This window comes from Ereboglobus luteus (assembly GCF_003096195.1).
GTDB lineage: Bacteria > Verrucomicrobiota > Verrucomicrobiia > Opitutales > Opitutaceae > Ereboglobus > Ereboglobus luteus.
The window spans coordinates 2,285,681-2,307,139 of record NZ_CP023004.1 but is presented as its reverse complement, the minus strand read 5'-3'; the positions used below and the strand labels follow the sequence as shown (position 1 = coordinate 2,307,139).

Sequence of the window (21,459 nt, the reverse complement as noted above, 5' to 3'; positions counted from 1 at the left end):
CGGCCCCATGGAAAACACATAATATACGGATATACGCTCCTTGCCATTTCACCCGTCGCCTTCCTGCAATGACCGAGCCTTTTGCCCCGAACAAAAAAGAATGCCGCATCACCACACCATCCCCATGCCATACGCAATTATTTTGGGACTGCTCCTTCTGTCCTTGATCGGGAATTCCTCCACGGCGCGCGCGCAAACAAAACTACCGGCGGATGCGGCGCGGGAGGATTTTGTCGAGCTGCCCGCCTACATAGTGAAGGGCGAACGCGTGCTGCCCGATCCCGAATCATGGCTCCATGTCGTCATCCCCGACATGGAGGTTACCATCGGAAAACGCGTCATCATGATGCAGGGATTCGAGGTTCTGAGCAGACTGTCCGCCAAGAATACGAATGTGTTCGTAAAGGAACTCCAACTGCGCCAGCTGGCCTCCGCGTTGTTCTGGCCGGCGCTCGGAACCAAAATCCCGGGAGACAACCCGCTCATACTCATCGATTCCGAGGACAACCCATGGCTCTCCAGCGAGAACCCCATGCCCATCGAATGGGAGAACATCGCCGCCTCCGCCCGAATCACTCCGCCATCCCAAAGTGCGGCGATGCCAATCCACACGGACATGACGGACAACAATGCCAATGACATATTTCAAGATCCCGCAATCGAAGCCATGCTCCCGCCCGGGCAACCTGACGAATCCCGAATATCCACACCCGACGACCTGCCGCTCGTTGATGGCGTGGTCAACATTCACACACTCGGCGCCGGTATTTATATAAAAGTCCGCGCCGGCGGCACCCTCAACAATTCCAAAATTTCGGAAGAACGCCTTGCGGGCATGACGAACTCAAAATTTGCCCGCCTCAGAATATCCCGGCTGCGCCCCCCCGCCCCGCCGTGGCTTCAGCAAGGCTTGGGCTGGCTCATCGAATCGATGACCGTCTCGCAAAGTGAAATCGCCCTCGGAAACAAACCCATCAGAATCGCCCGGGGTGGCGACCATCAGCTCGCCCCGCTGAAATCAATTATTGAAGATTTCAACCCGCGCAATCCCGGCCACGTTCATGCCGCCAGCGCCTTTGTCCAGTTCGGCCTTTACGGGGAGGGCTCCCGCTACTCGCCACAATTCATCCAGTTTGCCAGCCAGACGAGCCAGGGTCCCGTCGACGAATCCACCTTCACCGCCATATTCGGCATGTCGTATGCAAAAATGGACCGGCTGCTGGTTTCCTTCACATCGTCAACAAGCATCCTGCGCTCAACCGGCATGCGCGGCAAAATCCCGCCGATGCCCGAAACGATAATCTCGCAATCAACACAGTCGGACATCGCGCGAATCAAGTCGGGCATCCTCCAATCCGAGGGCAAAAACACGCAGGCGCTCGACGAGCTGCGCGTCGCCTACTGGCGCGGGGAGCGGGACACAAAACTACTCGCCGCGCTTGGGGACTTGGAATCGCAATTCGGCGATTCCGTCCGCGCGCATAAAATCCTCAAGCGCGTGACGGAAAAAACGGATGCCCCCGCCCGCGCGCTCGTCGCTTACGCGCGCATGCTCCTCGGCGAAAAACAGGAAAAACTTTCGCCCGGTCAAAAAATGCCCGATGCCGAAGCCCGGAAACTTCTCGAAATATGCGCAAGGGCCGCCCGTCAACGCCCCGTCCAAGAAGACCTGTGCGCACTTGTTGCCGACATCACCCTCAGCGTCGAAACGCCCCCCGATTCACAAACCGCCGCTTTTCTAAAAAACGCACTTGTTCAGTTCCCCGATAACAAAAGCATCCGGGAAGCCGCCGCCCGCGTCAAACCGCCGGCAAACTGAACGCTTTTTATGAATTAAACTCCCTCACCAAAAATAATCCTTCCCATGCCAACCGCCCCCTCATTCAAGTCACCGGCTCGCAGCCGCTCTTCTTCCTCCAATGCGCCGCTTCGAGCTACGTGATCGGCGTGCATCCGCAAGGCACGCTCTGCCACCTTTACTGGGGGCCGAAAGTTTCAGCCGATGCGTGCGCCGACTTCGCCAAGCTGCTCGATATTCCCGTGCGTCCGTTCAGCACTGACATCCGCAACAGCGACGGCGCGCGCACACCGCTCGACATTCTCCCCTCCGAATATCCAACCGCCAACACCGGCGACTTCGCCCCGCCCGCCATTGACGTCGAGCATGCCGACGGCTCGCGCGGATTGCGCCTCGCCTACGAAAGCCACCGCATCATTCCGGGAAAGCCGCCCATCCCCGGCCTGCCCTCCACCTACGCCGAAACCGACGACGAGGCCGCCACGCTCGAAATCCTCCTGCGCGACGCGCCATCCAACATTCTCGTCACGCTGCGCTATGCGGTTTTCGCAAACAGGGACGCCATCGCGCGCTCCGCTGAAGTGAAAAATGAAGGCGCGCAACCCGTCACGCTTCGCCGGGCTCTCAGCGCCGCGATCGATTTCCCGGAGCGCCCGCTCGACATGATCCATCTTCCCGGCGCGTGGGCGCGTGAACGCTGGGTGGAGCGCCAGCCTCTTCACTCCGGCGAACAATGGATCGCCAGCCGGCGCGGCGCGAGCAGCCACCAGCACAATCCCTTTTTCGCACTCGCCTCGCCCGAAACCACGGAAGAGCAAGGCGAGGTTTTCGGCTTCAGTTTCGTTTACAGCGGAAATCACATTGGCGGCGTTGACGTTGATCAATACCGGCGTCCGCGGGCGCTCGCCGGCATTCATCCCGATGGCTTTGCGTGGCGGCTCGAAACCGGCGAAACTTTTCACACGCCCGAAGTTGTTCTCGCTCATTCCTCGCAAGGACTCGGAGCGCTTTCCCGCACCTACCACAGGCTCTATCGCGAACGACTCGTGCGCGGGCCGTGGCGTGATCGCGAGCGCCCCGTCCTCATCAACAACTGGGAGGCCACCTATTTTGATTTCACGGAGGACAAACTCGCCGGCATCGCCTCCATCGCCGCCGAAATCGGTTGCGAGCTCTTCGTCCTCGACGACGGATGGTTCGGCCGACGCGGCGCCCCCGACAGCGCCCTTGGCGACTGGTTTGTCAACAAGGACAAACTCCCCGACGGACTTTCCGCACTCGTCAAGCGCATCAACGACCAAGGCCTCGCATTCGGCCTCTGGTTCGAGCCGGAAATGGTTTCCGAAAAAAGTCGCCTCCACGAGCAACACCCCGACTGGTGCCTGCACCTTCCAAATCGCCCCCGCACACAAAGCCGCTTCCAGCTCGTCCTCGATTTCTCCCGCGCCGAAGTCGTTGATGCGATTTTTGCGCAAATGGAGGCGGTCATAGCCTCCGCGCCGATCCGCTATATCAAATGGGACATGAACCGGCACCTCACCGAAATCGGCTCCGCCGCGCTTCCGCCCGGGCGGCAAGGTGAAACCGCGCACCGTCACATCCTCGGTGTGTATTCGCTCCTCGAGCGCATACTCGCCCGCTTCCCCGAAATCCTCATCGAGGGCTGCTCCGGCGGCGGCGGACGCTTTGATCCGGGCATGCTGCATTACACGCCGCAAATCTGGACGAGCGACAACTCCGACGCCATCGCCCGCCTCCGCATCCAGCACGGCACCAGTCTGGTTTATCCTCTCTGCACAATGGGCGCGCACATCTCCGCCGTCCCCAACCACCAGGTTCACCGCGCCACAAGCATGCGCACGCGCGGCCATGTCGCGCTCGCCGGCATATTTGGATTCGAACTCGATCTGGGCGCGCTCAATCAAGCCGACCGCGATGAAGCCGCAACGCTCACCCGTCTCGCAAAAAAACTCCGCCACCTCATTCGCCACGGCGACCATTACCGCCTCGCCGATCCATTTGCCACCGAGGATGCCGCGTGGATGATCGCGCTTCCGGACGCGAGCGAGGCCATCGTCACGCACGTCACCACATTGATTCACGCCAACTGGCATGCGCCGCGGTTGCGGCTGCGCGCGCTCGATCCCGACGCCACTTATCGCAACGAAATCAATTCCGCCGAACAGTGGCGCGGCGACTTCCTGATGCGCGTCGGCCTGCCACTGACGCACCGGCACGATTTCACCAGCACGCTCTGGCACCTCAAGCGCGTGTAGGTTTCATTCCTTCCTCCGAGCCCAAGCCGAGGGCATCCGCCCCGTCTGTTTCTTGAACCAGCGCGCAAAATAACTCTGGTCGGGCAAACCCGTCTCGGCGGCCACCTCGCTCACGCGCACGCCCTGCGCCAGCAACTCCTTTGCGCGCGCCAGCCGTTGCTGCGCGCGGTATCGCCCCAGCGTCAGCCCCGTCTCACGCTTCACGAGCCGGTTCAAATAATCGCGCTGATAACCGCTCTGTTTCACGACCTGCGCGAGGGCCGCATTCTTGTCCATCTTCGCGAGCAATTGCCTGACCGCCGCGCCGCTCCCGAGCTCGTCCGCCTGCGCGGGCCGCAGGCGCGCAATCCAGCCCGCCGCGCGCAAAAACATCACCAGCAATTGTAGCATCACCGGCACACATTCCCATCGAAACGCCTTCCCCGCGCCGTCGTATAGCCTGAGCAAATGCGCCAGGTGCCGCTGCACCTCCGCAAGTTCCGAGCGACCCAGGCCGCACACGTCCGCCCGATGAGCGCGCGCGCCCTTCATCTGAAAATCGATCATCAGGCACAGCGGCGCGCGCGCCTTCTCCCTCCGAAACGCATGCGGCGCGCCGGGCGGCAGCACCACGAGCGAGCCCGGCTCGATCCGCGCCTCCGCGTTGCGCAACATCTGCACGCCCCGCCCGTCCATGTAAAACAGCACCTGGCTCCACGCGTGTTTGTGCAGCTCGACCGACGCGTGCTCCGGCATGTGCCTGTGCAGCGCAAACCGCATCACATGCAACCCCGGCATCCGCACGCCGGCCTTGTCGATAAGGAGTGAGCGAAAACGCGTCATCGTCATATTGCACAAAATCAAAGTCGATTTTGTCCTAATTTGAAACGACAAAATCCTCACGCACCCGCCAATATTTGTGTATCCTCGCGCCCATGCCCAATCCCCCCGTTCCCGTCATCCTCGTCACCGGAGCCAGTCGCGGCCTGGGCCGCGGCATCGCCGTCCAGCTTGCGACCGCCGGCTGCTCCGTCGCCATCAACTACGCGGGCAACCTCGACGCCGCCAACGAAACCGCCGCGCTCTGCCGCGCCGCCGCGCCAAACCCAGCCGCGCAACGTTTTATCCCCGTCCAGGCCGACATCTCCAGCGCCGACGACCGCCGTCGCCTCGTCTCCGAAACACTCGCGCAACTCGGCCGCGTCGACGCCCTCGTGAACAACGCCGGCATCGCGCCAAAAATCCGCGCCGACATCACGGAAGCCACCGAGGAATCCTTCGAGCACCTCATCCGCACAAACCTGCAAGGCCCGTATTTTCTCACGCAAGCGATCGCCAGTCACTGGCTCACCGAGCCGCGCCCCGAATGCGCGCTCCCAAGTGGTTTTAAAATTATCTACGTCACATCGACATCGGCCAACACCGCGTCGATTTCGCGCGGCGATTATTGCATTTCAAAGGCGGGCCTCGCGATGGCCGCGCAACTCTGGGCGATCCGCCTCGCGCCGGAAAACATCCAGGTCGTCGAGCTGCGCCCCGGCATCATGGCGACCGACATGACCAGCACGGTGAAAACCAAATACGACCAGTTCCTCGCCGACGGCAACGTCCCGCAAAACCGCTGGGGCACGCCCGAGGATGTCGGCCTCGCCGTGCGCGCCGTGATCGAAGGCCGGCTCCCGTTTTCCACCGGCGCGGTCATCCCCATCGACGGCGGCTTCACCCTCCGAAAACTCTGATTCTTTTTATCATAATCAAACTCGACACAACCCTCACCCCGCGCGCACTCGCCGCCGACACCGCGCGCCTTTTCTCCACCGCCGCAAAAAAAATCACGCTCCTCAACCGCGCGTGGAATCCCGACAAGGGCACGCCCGTTTTCACCGTCGAGGGACGCTACACCTCGCGCGGCTGGACCGAGTGGACGCAGGGCTTTCAGTTCGGCATGCCCATCCTGCAATACGCGGCCACCGGTGAGAAAAAATTCCTCGCGCTCGGCCGCGAAAACACGCGCCGCCACATGGCCGGTCACGTCAGCCACATCGGCGTGCACGACCACGGTTTTAACAACGTTTCCACCTACGGCAACCTGCTCCACCTCGCCCGCGCCGGACTCGCGCCCGCGACCGCCGGCGACATCGATTTTTATGAGCTCGCCATCAAAATAAGCGGCGCTGTGCAAGCCGCGCGCTGGACCGACCTGCCCGACGGCACCGGTTACATTTATTCCTTCAACGGCCCGCACTCGCTCTTCTCCGACACCGTGCGCTCGCTCCGCGCGCTCGCACTCTCGCACCGCCTCGGCCACGTTCTCATGGGCGAGCGCGACCGGCGCATTTCGTTGCTCGAACGCCTCATCAAACACGCCGGCACCACCGCGCGTTACAACGTCTATTACGGCAAAAATCGCGACGCCTACGACATCCGCGGACGCGTCGTGCACGAATCCATTTTCAACACCAACGACGGCTCCTACCGCTGCCCCAGCACGCAACAAGGCTACTCTCCCTTCACCACGTGGACGCGCGGCCTCTCGTGGATTCTCTGCGGTTACGCCGAGCAACTTGAGTTTCTCTCCACGCTTTCCGACGCCGAGTTCAAACCCCACGGCGGCAAGGCGCGCGTCCTCGCATCGTTCCTCGAAACCGCCTGCGCCACGGCCGATTTCCACATCGGGCAAACTCCGACCGACGGCATTCCGTATTGGGACACTGGCGCGCCCGGCCTCGCGCACATGGGCGATTACCTCAACCGCCCCGCCGATCCCTTCAACGACCACGAACCCGTTGACAGCTCCGCCGCCGCCATCTCCGCGCAAGGCCTCATCCGCCTCGCAAACTATCTCGCAAAAAAGAAACCCAAGCTCGCCGCCCGCTATCTCGCCGCCGGCCTGACAACCGCCCGGACACTTTTCAGCGAACCGTATCTCTCCACCGCGACCAAGCACGAGGGCCTTCTCCTCCACAGCATCTACCACCGTCCCAACGGCTGGGATCACACACCCGCCGGAAGCAAAATTCCCTGCGGCGAATCTTGCATGTGGGGCGATTACCACGCCATGGAACTCGCCCTCCTCATCCAGCGCATGGCCGAAGGCAAATATTACACGTTCTTCAGTTTCTAATTCATTCCGCAATCCGAACTCCGCATTCCACATTTATGCCAACACTCCCGCCCGAACAAGACATCGTCAAAATCGCCACACTGCGCGACACCGCCTCGCTTCGCCAACGAATGGCCGCCCTTGGAATCGACATTCCGGTGGACGACGCGATCAAAACATCCGCGACCTCACCGCTGGCCGCGCCGATGCGCATCGGCTCCGTCACGGTCGGCAATCGCTGGGCCATTCATCCGATGGAAGGCTGGGACGCCACCACCGACGGACATCCCAACGAACTCGTTGCCCGCCGCTGGCGGCGCTTCGGCCAGTCCGGTGCCAAATTGCTTTGGGGCTTGGAAGCCATGGCCGTTGTTCCCGAAGGCCGAGCCAACCCCAATCAACTCATCCTTCGCGAAGACACCATCGGCGAAATCGTCGCCACCGCCGGACAAATGCTCGACGCGCACAAAGAACGCTTCGGCACGACATCGGACCTCCTCTGGGGCGTGCAACTCACGCACTCCGGACGCTTCTGCCGTCCCAACGAAAAGACGCGACTCGAACCCCGCGTCGCTTATCGGCACCCCATTCTCGACCGCAAGTTCCAAGTCACTTCCGACGCCGCCGTTTTCACCGACGACGAACTCAAGCGACTCGTCGAAAAATTCGTGAGCGTCGCCGTGATGTGCGAACGCGAAGGCATCCCGTTTGTCGATGTGAAGCAATGCCACGGTTATCTGCTCCACGAGTTTCTCTCCGCCCGCACGCGCCCCGGACCCTACGGCGGCGAATCGCTCGAAAATCGCACGCGACTCGCGCGGGAGATTATTCAAGGCATCCAACAAGCCGCCCCGCGCCTCATCATCGGCGTGCGCCTCTCCGCGTTCGATCTCGTGCCCCATCGCCCCGATCCGGCCAAGTCGCGCCCCGGCGCGCCGGGCTCCGGCATCCCCGAAGATTGCTCCGCCTGCCTGCCCTACCGGCACGGCTTCGGCGTCAATCCGAACAACCCGACGGAATTCGACCTGACGGAGCCAATTGAATACATAAAACTCCTGCAAAGCTGGGGCGTGGCAATGGTGAACATCACCTGCGGCTCGCCCTACTACAATCCCCACATTCAGCGCCCCGCGTTCATCCCGCCCTCCGACGGCTACCAACTCATACGCGACCCGTTGAACGAAGTGGCGCGCATCATTCACGCCACGCAAACGCTCAAGCAAGCCGTGCCCGAAATGCCAATTGTTTCGACCGGGTTGAGTTATCTGCAAGACTACCTGCCCCAAGTCGCGCAAGCGCTCGTTGAAAACAAATGGACGGACATGGTCGGCATGGGCCGCATGGTCCTGTCCTACCCGGGGATGATTGCCGACTCGCTTGAAACCGGCAAACTGCAAACCCGCGCAATTTGCCGCACGCTATCCGATTGCACGACAGCCCGAGAAACGGCCTGGTCTCCGGCTGCTACCCGCTAGACCCGAACTACCGCGACTGCCCTGCGAACGCCATCCTCAAGCAACTCAAGCGCGACGCGAAAAAAACCGGATGAGTGATTCCGTTTGCATGCGCAACACCTCGCGTTGCGCATGCAACTATACAACCCCATCCGAGGAAGTCTTCAGGAAGCTCGGCAACAACATAAAACCACCAACGCCCAAGCACGCGATCACCGTGTTGACACCGATGAACATGGGCACCCGCACCAACGGCCACGGGGCACTTCTCGTAACCGGAGTCGACAGGGTGAGCGTCGACATCGACGGAAACGAAACATTCATCCTCAACATCGACTCCGGCGCGTGCACCCGTCCGTTCTGCGGCTCTTATGAATACGCGCGACAAGACGAGGGCGTTTTTGGCGTTCCGTGGTTTGCATTTTACCCGTTTTGAACGTAGTTTGACTTAGTCAAACCTTATCGCATCCCTATGACGCTCGCCATTCCCGCTCACTTGGTGGACCCGATCAGAATCGAACTGACGACCTCCTCAATGCCATTGAGGCGCTCTGCCAACTGAGCTACGAGCCCGTAACCAAAGTGAGGGGCGAGGATCAAAGTTTCGCCGTCAAATGCAAGGACTTTTTTGCCCCATTTTTTCTCCACACACCCAAACGCCCCCTCCGTCGGAAAATTTCCGCCCCCGCAAACTTACTTTTTCTTGTAACGTGTCCGCCTCACCGCATATCCATTACCTTTCCCGATGAAATACATTTTTGTAACTGGTGGTGTTGTATCTTCACTTGGCAAAGGCCTCACGGCTGCTGCTCTCGGAGCGCTTCTCGAACAGCGCGGCCTCAAAGTCCGCATGCAAAAGTTCGACCCCTACCTCAACGTCGATCCGGGCACCATGAGCCCGTTCCAACACGGCGAGGTTTACGTGCTTGAGGACGGCGCGGAAACCGACCTCGACCTCGGCCACTACGAGCGCTTCACCAGCGGCAAGCTCTCCCGCCTCAACAGCATGAGCTCCGGCCAGATTTACGAAAACGTGATCCAAAAGGAACGCCAGGGCGCCTACCTCGGCAACACCGTCCAGGTCATCCCGCACGTCACCAACGAAATCAAGGAGCGCATCTACCAATCCACCAAGGACGTCGATGTGCTCATCACCGAAATCGGCGGCACCACCGGCGACATCGAGGGCCTGCCCTTCGTCGAGGCGCTCCGCCAGTTCGCCCTCGAAGTGGGGCGCAACGACTGCATTTTCATCCACGTCACGCTCGTCCCCTTCCTCCAGGCCGCCGGCGAACTCAAGACCAAGCCCACGCAGCAATCCGTCGCCAAGCTGCGCGAAATCGGCATCCAGCCGCACATCATCGCCTGCCGTTGCGAGCACCCGCTCGACGCCAGCCTGCGCGGAAAAATTTCCCTTTTCTGCAACGTCCCCGTCAAGGCCGTCGTCCAGTGCGCCGACGTTTCCTCGATCTACGAACTCCCTCTCGCGCTTCAAAAAGAGGGCCTCGACGACCTTGTGATCGAACTCTTCGGCCTCACCGAAAAACATCCGCGCCCGGCCAAGAACATCTGGCAGCAAATCGTGCGCCGCATCAAAAACCCCGCTCACGAAGTCACCATCGGCGTCGTCGGCAAATACATCGAGCTTCAGGACGCCTACAAATCCGTTTACGAATCCATCACCCACGGCGGCATCGCCAACAACTGCAAGGTCAACATCGTCCGCATCGACGCCGAGGAGCTCGACTCCAAAAACGCCCCGAAAAAACTCAAGGGCCTCGACGGCATTCTCGTGCCCGGCGGTTTCGGCGACCGGGGCACCGATGGCAAAATCGCCGCGGCCCGCTACGCCCGCGAAAACAACATTCCCTACTACGGCCTCTGCCTCGGCCTGCAAATCGCCGTCATCGAATTCGCCCGCAACGTCCTCAAGCTCGATGATGTCAACAGCACCGAGTTTGCGCCCGACTGCACCAACCCCGTCATCAACCTGATGGAGGAGCAGAAAAAGGTCATCGACAAGGGCGCGACCATGCGCCTCGGCAGCTACGACTGCGCGCTCACTCCCGGCACGCTCGCGGCCAAGGCCTACAAACAGTCCAAGGTTCGCGAACGCCACCGCCACCGTTTCGAGGTCAACAACGCCTACATCGACCAGCTCCACCGCGCCGGCATGATTGTCAGCGGCATCAATCCCCGCCGAAACCTCGTCGAAATCGTCGAGATCAAAAACCACCCCTGGTTTCTCGCGGTGCAGTTCCATCCCGAGTTTCAATCGAAGCCGAACCAGCCGCACCCGCTCTTCGCCGCATTCATCGGCGCCGCGGTGAAGCACGCCAAGAAAGCAAAACCCGCCGCAAAGAAAAACACGCGCGGAAAGTAAGCGGTATTGAGGCAGGCCGGCACATGGCATGGGCCCATGTGTTTCGGCCGCGGAAAAGACGCCGCTTGCACACACAAAAAAACGCCGGACGCGCTTGATGCGTCCGGCGTTTTTGTTGAAACGATGCGATGCGCTCGCCTCCCGTATTAGTAGGAGGCCTGAACGCCCTTGAGGTTTTTCTTGGACATCCAGGGCATCATGCTGCGAAGGCGGGAGCCGGTCTTCTCGATGAGGTGCTTCTCACCCTTCTTGAGCAGCGCGTTGTATTTCTTGAGGCCGCCCTTGTATTCGGCGACCCACTGTTTCACGAACGTGCCGTTCTGGATTTCCTTCAAAATCTTCTTCATCTCGGCCTTCGTCTTCGCGTTCACGACGCGGGGGCCGCGGGTGATGTCGCCGTATTTCGCGGTCTCGGAAATCGAGAAGCGCATGCCGGCGATGCCGGACTCATACATGAGGTCGCAGATGAGTTTCAGTTCGTGCAAGCACTCGAAGTAGGCCATCTCGGGCTGGTAGCCGGCCTCGACGAGCACTTCGAATCCGGCCTGGACGAGCGCGCTGGCGCCGCCGCAGAGAACGGCTTGCTCGCCGAAGAGGTCGGTTTCGCACTCTTCCTTGAAGGTGGTCTGGAGAACGCCGGCGCGCGTGGAGCCGATTCCCTTGGCCCAGGCGAGCGCGGTTTTCTTGGCTTTTCTGGACTTGTCCTGCGCAACGGCAATGAGCGCGGGCATGCCCTTTCCTTCGGTGTAAAGGCGGCGCACCATGTGGCCGGGGCCTTTCGGCGCGACCATCACGCAGTCGATCTCGGGATGCAGCTTGATGAGCTTGAAGTGGACGGCGAGGCCGTGCGTGAAGATGAGCGTCTTGCCCTTCGAGAGATTCGGGAGGATGTCCTTTTCGTAAACGGCGGCCTGCTTCATGTCGGGAAGCGCGACCATGATGACGTCGGCGGTGCGAACGGCCTCACCGGTGTCGAGCACCTTGAAACCTTGCTGCGCGGCGACGGCGCGCGACTTGCTGCCGGGATAAAGGCCGATGACGACTTTGCAACCGGAGTCCTTGAGGTTAAGCGCGTGCGCGTGGCCTTGGGAACCGTAGCCGAGAACGGCGAGGGTTTTGTTTTTGAACACGCCGAGATCGGCGTCTTTGTCGGTGTATACTTTTGCAGGCATGATGATAAAAATTAAGGTTTATGAATTAAGAAGTGATAAGAACAGGCTCAGCGTTTCAATGCGAGCATGCCGGTGCGGGCAAGTTCGATGATGCCGAAATCCTGGATGAGGCCGAGAAACGCGGCCAGCTTGGTCTCGTCGCCGGTGATCTCGATGATCACATCGCTTCGCCCGACGTTGACGATCTTCGCGCGAAAGATGCCGCAAATCTGAATGATCTCGGCGCGTGTCTTGCGGTCGGCCTTCACCTTGGCGATGAGCAGCTCGCGATTCACGGACTGACCTTCCTCGAAGTCGATCACCTCGACGACGTTCACGAGTTTGCGCAGTTGCTTGATCACCATGTCGAGCGAGGATTCGTCGCCCATGAGGACGGCGGTGATGCGCGAAAGCGCGGGGTCGTGCGTGGGCGCGACGTTGAGCGTGTCGATGTTGAAACCGCGGCCGCTGAACATTCCGGCTACGCGCGCGAGAACGCCGAACTTGTTTTCAACGAGGACTGAGATCGTGTGTCGCATGAGTGTGTCGTGAACGGAGTTTGTGAAAAATGAAAACTCGTTAATTTACACTTCGCACGGCGAACATCAAGAACGCTTATTGGGCGCCGGCACGCTTTGTTTTTTGAGAAAAGCGGGCTCTCCGGCCGCTATCCCTCCCTGCTTTTCGCCCCCGACCCTTCGCGCCCCAGGCGCATCCATGCGAGCGCGGTGCACACCACGGCGATTATCATCAGGTGCAGGATTTCGCCGCGCGCCTCGGGCAATGTCGCGCCCATTTGCCCAAGCTTGGTGAATGCCGCGACCCCCGGCATCGCCGGAACAAGCTGGCACACCGCGCGCACCGACGCCGGCATCGCCTCGGGCGGCCACGACACTCCCAGCGCAAAAAATATCGGCATCGAGGTGAACGTGAAAAACTGCAATGCCCGCTCGGTGCGATCCACAAATCCCCCCGCAAAAAACGCCACCGCGACGATGGCGGACGCATACGCCACCATGTAAACTAACATCCCGCCGACATTGGCGGCGCGCGGATAATCATGCAGCCACAGGCAGTGGCCGTTCACCCACATCGCGTTCATCAGGGCGATGAGAAACAAGGCGCCAAACATTCCAAAAAACTCGCGCCAGTGCATCGCCGGCACGCGAAGGCCCGCCTCCTCCGAGCGCTGCCTGCGCCAGCCAAAGATCATGAGAATGCCAAAAATCGTCGCCTGGTGCACGACCAGTTGCGCGACGGCGGGCACGGCAAAACTGCCATAACCCTCGCGCGTGTTGAAAAGCGGCCTCGGCACGATGCGCGCGGGCAGCATGCGCGCCGCCGCGGCGTCCGCCCCGATGCCCGCCTGCAACAGTTGCGGCTCCGCGATATCCAGCGCCGCGTCCTGCGCGGCCTCGCCAAGCGCGTTGAGCAGCACCGAGCAACGAACGATGAACGCATTGTTGCCGTAAATCGACAGCCGCCCCGTCCGCCCCGAAAGCGCGTCACGCCCGAAGTTTTCGTCGATCAACAAAATGCCGTCCACCTCGCGACGCTCGACCAGCCTTCGCGCGTCCTCAAAGGACGCCGGCCGCGCCGCCACCTCAGCGGCTTTCAGCGCCATGACTTTTCGCAGCAGTTTCCGGCTCTGCGCGCTGTTGTCCAAATCAACCACGGCCACCGGCAAGCGCGACGAAACCTGCTCCACGTAGGCGGCGGGATAATAGAATGTATACAAAACCGTCGCGACAAACAGCAGCACGGCGACGCTGAACTCGGCCTTGATCGCCTGCGCGACAATCCGCGCGCCCCGAAAAAAACCGCCGCGCACAATATTGTTTTTATTGTCCGCCGAAGGCAAATCCGCGTCGTCGCGCGCGCGCTTCCGGTCGCCAAATGCAAGCGACACGCGCAACGCCAGCAACCCCGCCAGTAACACGATCATCGCGAACAGCCCGAGCTTGCACAAAAACCAAAGCGAATCACCCGGCGGCGAGCCCATTTGCATCTGCTGCGTCTGCACCTGCATGTAGGTCGTGTAGGGCATGATCTCGCTGATCAACCTGGTATACCACGGCGATGTGTTGACCGGGAAAAGGATGTCGCCAAACGAAATGCCGCCGCCCGTGTAAAAGTTGATCGCGCTCAACGCAAAGAGCAGGTTCTTGCGCGCGACCCCGGCAATCAGAACGCACACCGCGCCGTTCCCAAGAAACAACAGCATCTGTGCCGCGACAATCACGCCCATGCTTCCGTTCACCGGCCAGCCGCGCCAGCGCATCCACAACACGCCCAGCGTCCCGATCACAGTAAACACCAGCGCGTAAAAAATCACCTTGCAGACAATCGCGAAAACCATGCTTCCGCCCGCGTCCGCCACCCACGCCGCGCGCCGCTCCGGCCCCAAGTCCCCGACCAGCGAAACCATCAGCGCGTTGCCCATGATCACGAGCAAAATCACGGGGATCAGGCTTCCGCCCAGCGCCCATTCATAGCTGTTCGCCGCGTTGTATAAAAACGCGACCTGCACGGAAAGCGGCGCGCCAAACGCCTGCGCGCCATCGACCGCGCGATTCGTCACCCCGCCCGCGCGCGCCGCCGACAAGTTCGTGTTCAACTGGGAAACCGCCGACGCCAGGTCACGCTGGATGAGATTCGCCGACGAGTAATAAAGCGTGTTGTAATACGAGTAGATGTGAGCCTGCTCGCCGCGCGCGACATCCCGCTCCGCCCCCGCGGGAATAAACACCGCCGCGTAAGCCTCGCGCTTGCGCACCGCCTCGCGAATGTCCTCGAAATTATCGCTGACACGCACCACGCCCGCAACCGGCGAAGCCTGCAACAAACGCACGAGCTGCCGGCTCATCGCCGACTGGTCCGCGTCCGCGACGAGCACCGGCAGCTGGCGCGGCGAGCTTTCCGAAAACACAAGCCCGAACCAGACAATCGCCACCACCGGCACCCAGGTGACCAGTGAAAGATTCCACTTGTCCCCCTAAGAAAACGCAACTCGCGGGCGATGGAATTGAGGAATGCGGAGATCATTTTTGGAGTGCGGTGGCAAAGCGGAGCGGCGACACCGCTTTGAATGGTTTGCGAATTTTGCTGGCATGCGAAACCGGCGGCGCCGGGCGTCGACCTCTGCCGCCGCACTCCAAAGAAAAACCGCCGTGTTCATCGAACATCATTCGCAATTAATAATTCGTGATTTTCATCGCGTCAGCGCCCGCCTTGCGGCCAGTCGAACAGCACGCTCATGCCCGGCCTCAGTTTTCCCTTTTCGGAATCCGCGACGCTCACCGGCCGCGCGCGAATCTCAAAAGTCTTCACATCATATCCCTCCGACTGGCGCACGGCGCGCCACGTCGCAAACGCGCCCTGCGGGCTGATGAAATACACCTTGAATTGCATGCGCTTTCCGTCGAGCGCGGGCACGGAGCCCTCCACGATTTTGCCGATCTCCATTCCAGAGAATTGATTCTCGCGCACATTAAACGACACCCACAAGTCGTCGGGGTTTATCATCGAAAACACGGGAAATCCCGGCGGCACGATTTCGCCGACATTCGCGTAACGCTTCGTGATCTGCCCGTCGATCGGCGCAGGCGTTTTCAATTCCTCCTCCAGCGATTTCACCGCGGCAACCGCAGCGCCGGCCTGCGCGACTTGCGCATCGACCGCCGCCTTGTCCTCAACGCGCGTGCCCGCGAGCGCCTTTTCGTATTGCTTGCGCGCGGCCTCCGCCGACTCGGCGGTCGCGGCCGCGTTTGCCACGGCCTCGTCGCGTTTCTGCTCCGAGATCACGCCCTCGGAAAACAATCTTTTCAACCGTTCCGCGGTTTTGGCCGCCACATCCGCGGCGGCCTGGTGCGCCTGCCAGACGGCCCTGGCCGAGGCAATGTCCTCGTCCTGCGCGCCCTTTTCCGCCTTCGCCTGAAGCGCCTTCACCGAAGTTTCGAGCGCGCTTACCTCGCGGAGTTTTGCGTCGAGCTCGGCATTGGAAAGCGTGAACAGGATTTGCCCCGCGCGAACGCTGTCGCCCTCGGCGGCGAGCACGGTTTCGAGTCGCCCGGGTGCCTTGGCCGCGACGCGGATTTCGTCGGTGTCAATCATGCCCTGTATCTGCGAGGGGATCGGCTTCGACGAAAGCCGGATGCCGACGGCAAGTATGGCCGCGATGCCGAGAAGCAAGATCACGGCGAGCACTTTGTAGCGAACGGGTTTTGCTGAGGCTTTTTGAGTCATGGCAAAATATTTTATCTTTGGACGTTACGGAATAATCACATCGGCCTGGCGCATGTAGGCGGAGAACTGATCCATCTGGCCGCTTGCGTGGAGGAGCTTGGCGAGCTCGAGGTCGAACTGGTAGGCGGCGACGGCGCGTTCGACGAGCACATTGGTGAGCGCGATGCGCGCGTTGGTGACATCAGTCGAAATCCCCTGCCCTTCCTTGAATGAAACTTCCTGCACGCGCAGGTTTTCGCGGGCCGACTCGAGGTTGCTTTCGAGCAACTCGAACTGGCGCAGCGCGCTGGCGAGTCCGTCGTAGGCCTGGCGCGCGCCGGCGTCGGCCAGCATGCGCGCGTGCTCGGCGGATTCGGCGGCCTCGGCGACGGTCTGCTTCGCGGCGCTGTAACTTTTTCGCCGGTCGATCTTGTCAAACACCGACCAGCGCACGCCGATGCCCGCCATCCAGTCGGTGTCGACGAGCGTCTCGCTGTCCTTGTCAAAATTGTAGCTGCCAAACGCGAGCACCTTGGGCATCCAGCGGGCGCGCTCGGCCTTCACGCCCTGCTCGGCGGCGCGTTTGAGCGATTCGATGGCGCGCACCTGCGGATTGCGCTCGCGCGCGCCGACAACAAACGTGGCGAGCGATGCGATTGGCTGTCTTATGACAAAGAGTCGCGTGGTCGGCTCGACCGGCTCGTTCGTGTGCAGGATTGCGGACAATCCTATGCGCGCGTTTTTGACCGAGTGCTCCGCGGCGTCGTAACCGCGCTGCGCGGCATCGCATGCAACCTGCGCCTGCAGGCGCTGCGCCTTGGTGACGAGCCCGCCCTTTTCGAGCTTGATGGCGTTGTCGAGGTGCTCGCGCATTCCGTCAAGGAGCTCCTTGCGCAGCACGAGCACGCGCGACGCGAGTTGCTGGCCAAAGTAAGCCCGCACGAGTTCGAGATCGAGCGCCTCGCGCACCGCCTCAAGTTGCGCGCCGGCTTGCTCGGCGGCCGCGCTCGCCGCGCGTTTGGCCGCCGTGATTTCGCCTCCTGAGTAAAGCACCCATGACGCGGTGGCAAGCGGTTGAAGCGCGGTCTGCGAAAGCCGCGCCTCGTATGAACCCAGCCCGAGCGCCGAGAGCGGGACTGGGTTTCCGTTCACCGAAAGCGAGTCGATGTCGGCCTGTTTGTTGTTGATCGTGTGCTCGTATCGGAAATAGCGCAGCTCAAGGCCGAGCTCGGGATAGTTAAGCCCCTTGAGCGAATCAGTGGTGTCCTTTTTGCCGGCGAAACGAGCCTGCGCCGCCTTGAGCGAAGGAGCGTTTGTGATGAGCTGCGCGCGCGCCTCGTCAAAAGTGAGCGGCGCGGCCGCCGGCCGGGCAACCGCGCTTGCCGCGATGCAAACGATGGCCATCGCGCAAAAAAAACAACGAAACTGAAAATGCCTGCGTGCGAGTTTCATGGTCGCGCACAGACTGGCAAAAGCGGGCGGTTTTGAGCAAACGTATTATGGCAACCCGCAGTTGCCAGCCAACGGCATCAGCGCGCGCGGCGGCCGCGCATCACGCGCCCCTCGCCACCCCCGGCGCTCGTCATGAGCTCGCGCAATTGTTTCTGGTCGTTCTGCTCGGATTGCAACTGGCGTAACGCCTCAACTTGCGCCGCGCTTAAAAAACTCTGCGCCTCGATAACGACCTGGTCGGTGATTTCCACGCCGCCATAACCGCCGCCCATCATCATGGGGCCGCCTCCCCACGAAGGTCCGCCGGGGCCGCCGCTGTCGGAGGACGCGGGCGTGTTTGCCGCCAGCAAACTGACAAGCTGTTCGCTCTGCGATTGTGTGAGCGCGTCGCTGGTGTAGCTGAGTTGTTGCTCGATCGTGCCGACCACGGCGCGCTGGCTGCCCGTCTGCTCGTAGGTTTGGTATTGCGCGAATTTATCCGCGCCGAGCACCGAGGCGATATTCGCGTCAATCTCGGCGCCGGTCTGCTGGATGAGCTGCCGGATCTCGCCGCGATTCGCGCGCGCGTCAAGACCCTGCTCGCGAGCCACCGACATCACGTCGCGCCCGGCGTTTTGTTTTTCAACAAGGAGATCCTTCACCTTCTCGATTTGGCCGGGCGACAGGTTGAGCTTTTTGAAGAGACCGGCATAACGCGCGTCGAGCCTGCGCCGCTGCTCCGCCGTCCGCACCTTCACGGCCTCGGGAGACTCCCACACCGCGCGCATGTTTTCCCTGCGCTCCTCGCGCGCGGCGCGCTGTTCGTCATCGGCGACGGGAGCCTGTCCATCCTCGGGATTCTGCTGGCGCCGCTCGCTGGAGGCCCGGCGCTGGCCGCGCCCGGCGCGCTCCTCGGCGGCCTTGTTGAGCGCGGCGACCTGGGTGTCGAGCGCGTTGGCGCGCTGGTATTGCCGCCAGGCAAAAACGCCGGCGCCAATCGTGGTGAGTGCAAGGATAACAATCGCTGCGTTTTTAATATTGGAGTTCACGATGAAAAAATAAGACGCGAAAAACAGGCAAAAGTTGCCCGCCGAAAAAACCTGTGTCGCGACGCTGGGTGTTGCGCCGCCGTTTTTCCAGAAAATTAAAACTGGAATGCCCGCCCCAATCGCGCCTCTATCTAACGCCACACACATGCCCGCCGTCCAATTCCAGAATATTGAGAACACCCGCCTGCCCGCGAAGCCGCTTCATCTCGCGATCGGCATGTTCGACGGCATGCACCTCGGGCACCGCGCGGTGATCGACATGGCGATCCAATCCGCGCGACGCAGCGGCGGACTGGCCGGCGTGCTCACTTTCGCCCCCCACCCCACCGTGCTGCTGCGCCCCGACAATCCCACGCGCCTGATCTGCAACCCCGGCACCAAGGCGCGCCTGCTCGTCGAAACGGGCGTCGACTTTGTCATCACGCAACAATTCACGCCCGAACTCGCGCAAGTCGAGGCGGAGGACTTCATCCCGCTCCTGCTGAAACACCTGCCGCGCCTCAACACGATCTACGTCGGCGAAAACTGGCGCTTCGGGCGAGGCCGCCGAGGCGACATGGCGATGCTTGTTGCCGGGGCAAAAAAACACCGCCTCACGGTGGTCGGCGTGTCGCATGTCAGCGAAAACGGAAAACCGATCAGCAGCACCCGCATACGAGCCTGCCTCGAAGACGGCGAAATCGAGGAGGCGAACATCATGCTCGGCTACAGTTATTTTGCCGAGGGCACCGTCATGCCGGGCAAGGCCCTCGGGCGCGATCTCGGTTACCCGACGCTCAACATTCCCTGGGAACCCGGACTCCGCCCGCGCCTCGGCGTGTATGCCGTGGAGGTTTCCGGCGAAAAAGCACCGGGGAAATACCGCGCCGTCGCCAACTACGGCCTGCGCCCCACGGTCGAAAACAGCACCCAGCCGCGCATTGAGGCGCACCTGCTCGGCCCGTGCCCGTTCACAGGCGGCGACCAAATCCGCGTCGACTGGCTGCGATTTATCCGCCCCGAAATGAAATTCGCAAGTGTGGATGAATTGACCGCGCAAATCGCCAAAGACCGCGCCAAGGCGGAGGCGTTTTTTGATTTGGCATGAACTGAACCGAAAATGGACGCGAATCGACATGCATTCGCGGCATGCGTCTGTTTCGCCTTTATTTGCGCCCCAAACTTTTTTGTCCTCAAAAATCCTGCAAGCGGCCCTCGGCTTTCACGCCTTTTTGCAGGCGGGCTAAGATTTCGCCAATCAGGTAAATCGAACCCGACACGACCACGGGGGCATGCGAATCCGAAATCGCGCAACGATCCGGCTCGGGAAACAACTCCTCGACTGTCGCGTGATAAATCCTCCCCTTGAAATCGCGCGGCACCTGCGCCTCCAACTCCTCGAACGAACACGCGCGCGCTTGATGCGGCACGACCAGGTGCAACTCGCGCGCATGCCTCGCCTCGACTTCCAGCAACGCCCGCGCGCGCAACGCGCCCAGCGCGCCCGTCACGATGACCGGCTTGCCCTCCTCTCCCCCGCCGAGTTCGGCGCGCAGGCGCGCGAGGTTTTCGTCGAGTGTTTGCGCGCCCTCGGGATTGTGCGATGCGTCAAGAATCAACGGCTGCCCGCCAACCGTGATGCGCTGCCAGCGTCCCGGCCAGTCGACGCGTTGCAAGCCGCGCGCGATCACGTCACCGGTCAACCGCCAGCGCGAGTCCGGTGCTTTCATCAGCACGCGGGCCACGAGCGCCGCCGTGGCGGCGTTCCATCGCTGGTAATCGCCTTCGAGGTTCGTGCGCGGATAACCGGGGCTGTCGATGTCCGCGCCAAACTCCTCCTCAATCGAATATACGGGGGAGCCGAGTTCGCCCGCGACACGACGCACGACCGCTGCCGCAGCCCCGGGCAAATGTCCGATCACAACAGGTTTTCCGGGCTTGATGATACCGGCTTTTTCAAACGCGATTTTTTCGACCTCATCACCGAGAAACTCGCAATGATCCAGGCTTATTGTCGTGATCACCGACACTTCGGGCACGACGACATTGGTCGCGTCAAACCGCCCGCCCATGCCGACCTCGACGATGCTCGCGTCGCATTTTTTCCGCGCGAACTGTATGAACGCCATCGCCGTCATGAACTCGAAAAAGCTTGGGTGGTCGTCGGGATTCTCGCGCGAAACCGCCGCGGCAATCGGGCGCAACTCGTTTGTGTAGTCGAGAATTTCCGGCTCGTTGAGCCGCTCGCGATTTACCTGCACGCGCTCGCCGAGCAGCACCAGATGCGGCGATGTGTAGAGCCCCGTGCGCCAGCCCGCCTCGCGAAAAATCGCGTCGAGCATCGCCGCCGTCGAGCCCTTGCCGTTTGTGCCCGCGATGTGGATGACCGGCACGGCCCGCTCGGGATGCCCCAGCGCGCTGATCCACGACTGCATGCGATCAATCCCAAATTTCACGCCGCGCGCCTTCAGGCTGAAAAGATAATCCTGCACGCACGCGTAATCCGTGAAAACGTCGCTGCCGGCGGATGTGGAAACAGTGCTCATGTTGTCGAAAAGAAACGCACCATGAACAAATTGTCCGCGCGTGCAAATTGAGAAATCGGGCAACTAGGCGCGGCTGATGCGCACAA

At 61.4% G+C, this 21,459-nt stretch carries 16 protein-coding genes and 1 tRNA gene; 8 read left to right on the top strand and 9 right to left on the bottom strand.

All coding sequences use genetic code 11. The features are described from left to right. Positions 1–124: 124 nt before the first annotated feature. Together CKA38_RS08780 and CKA38_RS08775 are read left to right on the top strand one after the other, a co-directional pair. Positions 125–1,819 (top strand): tetratricopeptide repeat protein, encoded by a 1,695-nt coding sequence (locus CKA38_RS08780; RefSeq protein WP_152032754.1) that lies wholly within the window; start codon positions 125–127, stop codon positions 1,817–1,819. A gap of 119 nt (positions 1,820–1,938) precedes the next feature. Further along, positions 1,939–4,074 carry an alpha-galactosidase gene (locus CKA38_RS08775; protein ID WP_236918973.1) on the top strand — a complete coding sequence of 712 codons (2,136 nt, stop codon included), beginning with the start codon at positions 1,939–1,941 and terminating at the stop codon, positions 4,072–4,074. A 3-nt stretch (positions 4,075–4,077) separates the two neighbouring features. Here the strand turns inward: CKA38_RS08775 and CKA38_RS08770 are convergent, their stop codons facing one another. Beyond that, positions 4,078–4,902 (bottom strand): helix-turn-helix domain-containing protein, encoded by an 825-nt coding sequence (locus tag CKA38_RS08770; RefSeq protein WP_108825130.1) that lies wholly within the window; start codon positions 4,900–4,902, stop codon positions 4,078–4,080. A gap of 86 nt (positions 4,903–4,988) precedes the next feature. Here CKA38_RS08770 and CKA38_RS08765 point away from each other — a divergent pair, with 86 nt between their 5' ends. The 4 genes from CKA38_RS08765 (at position 4,989) to CKA38_RS08750 (ending at position 9,046) form a co-directional block, all read left to right on the top strand. Next, positions 4,989–5,792: a 3-ketoacyl-ACP reductase gene (locus CKA38_RS08765; RefSeq protein ID WP_108825129.1), complete on the top strand. Its 804-nt coding sequence runs from the start codon at positions 4,989–4,991 to the stop codon at positions 5,790–5,792. Between the two features lie 14 nt (positions 5,793–5,806). Continuing rightward, on the top strand, positions 5,807–7,177 hold the full coding sequence (locus CKA38_RS08760; protein ID WP_108826511.1) for a glycosyl hydrolase: 1,371 nt from the start codon (positions 5,807–5,809) through the stop codon (positions 7,175–7,177). Positions 7,178–7,212: 35 nt separating this feature from the next. Next, positions 7,213–8,631: an oxidoreductase gene (locus tag CKA38_RS08755; protein WP_202863886.1), complete on the top strand. Its 1,419-nt coding sequence runs from the start codon at positions 7,213–7,215 to the stop codon at positions 8,629–8,631. An 88-nt stretch (positions 8,632–8,719) separates the two neighbouring features. Continuing rightward, a complete protein-coding gene (locus tag CKA38_RS08750; protein WP_108825128.1) occupies positions 8,720–9,046 on the top strand; it encodes a hypothetical protein in 327 nt (108 codons plus the stop codon). Between the two features lie 61 nt (positions 9,047–9,107). Here the strand turns inward: CKA38_RS08750 and CKA38_RS08745 are convergent. Continuing rightward, positions 9,108–9,183: transfer RNA gene (locus CKA38_RS08745), tRNA-Ala, on the bottom strand. A gap of 172 nt (positions 9,184–9,355) precedes the next feature. Here CKA38_RS08745 and pyrG point away from each other — a divergent pair. Continuing rightward, a complete protein-coding gene (gene pyrG, locus CKA38_RS08740) occupies positions 9,356–10,993 on the top strand; it encodes a CTP synthase (RefSeq protein ID WP_108825127.1) in 1,638 nt (545 codons plus the stop codon). A gap of 146 nt (positions 10,994–11,139) precedes the next feature. Here pyrG and ilvC read toward each other — a convergent pair whose 3' ends face one another. The 6 genes from ilvC to CKA38_RS08710 all read right to left on the bottom strand — a co-directional run bounded on the left by ilvC (position 11,140) and on the right by CKA38_RS08710 (position 18,848). Then, on the bottom strand, positions 11,140–12,165 hold the full coding sequence (ilvC, locus tag CKA38_RS08735) for a ketol-acid reductoisomerase (protein WP_108825126.1): 1,026 nt from the start codon (positions 12,163–12,165) through the stop codon (positions 11,140–11,142). Positions 12,166–12,212: 47 nt separating this feature from the next. Further along, positions 12,213–12,683, bottom strand: a complete 471-nt coding sequence (gene ilvN, locus CKA38_RS08730; RefSeq protein WP_108825125.1) for an acetolactate synthase small subunit — start codon at positions 12,681–12,683, stop codon at positions 12,213–12,215. Between the two features lie 128 nt (positions 12,684–12,811). Beyond that, positions 12,812–15,118 (bottom strand): ABC transporter permease, encoded by a 2,307-nt coding sequence (locus CKA38_RS08725; protein ID WP_257791581.1) that lies wholly within the window; start codon positions 15,116–15,118, stop codon positions 12,812–12,814. Between the two features lie 245 nt (positions 15,119–15,363). After that, the gene (locus CKA38_RS08720) at positions 15,364–16,389 is read right to left on the bottom strand and encodes an HlyD family secretion protein (RefSeq protein ID WP_202863885.1); all 1,026 of its coding nucleotides are present in this window, start codon (positions 16,387–16,389) and stop codon (positions 15,364–15,366) included. A 24-nt stretch (positions 16,390–16,413) separates the two neighbouring features. Then, positions 16,414–17,772 carry a TolC family protein gene (locus tag CKA38_RS08715; RefSeq protein ID WP_161554810.1) on the bottom strand — a complete coding sequence of 453 codons (1,359 nt, stop codon included), beginning with the start codon at positions 17,770–17,772 and terminating at the stop codon, positions 16,414–16,416. 125 nt (positions 17,773–17,897) lie between these two features. Continuing rightward, positions 17,898–18,848: a hypothetical protein gene (locus tag CKA38_RS08710; protein ID WP_152032752.1), complete on the bottom strand. Its 951-nt coding sequence runs from the start codon at positions 18,846–18,848 to the stop codon at positions 17,898–17,900. A gap of 145 nt (positions 18,849–18,993) precedes the next feature. On the opposite strand from CKA38_RS08710, the gene ribF reads away from it, so the two are divergent. Then, positions 18,994–19,935: a riboflavin biosynthesis protein RibF gene (gene ribF / locus CKA38_RS08705; RefSeq protein WP_108825121.1), complete on the top strand. Its 942-nt coding sequence runs from the start codon at positions 18,994–18,996 to the stop codon at positions 19,933–19,935. Positions 19,936–20,020: 85 nt separating this feature from the next. On the opposite strand, the gene CKA38_RS08700 is transcribed toward ribF, so the two are convergent. Then, positions 20,021–21,373 carry a bifunctional folylpolyglutamate synthase/dihydrofolate synthase gene (locus CKA38_RS08700; protein WP_108826509.1) on the bottom strand — a complete coding sequence of 451 codons (1,353 nt, stop codon included), beginning with the start codon at positions 21,371–21,373 and terminating at the stop codon, positions 20,021–20,023. Positions 21,374–21,459 lie beyond the last annotated feature (86 nt).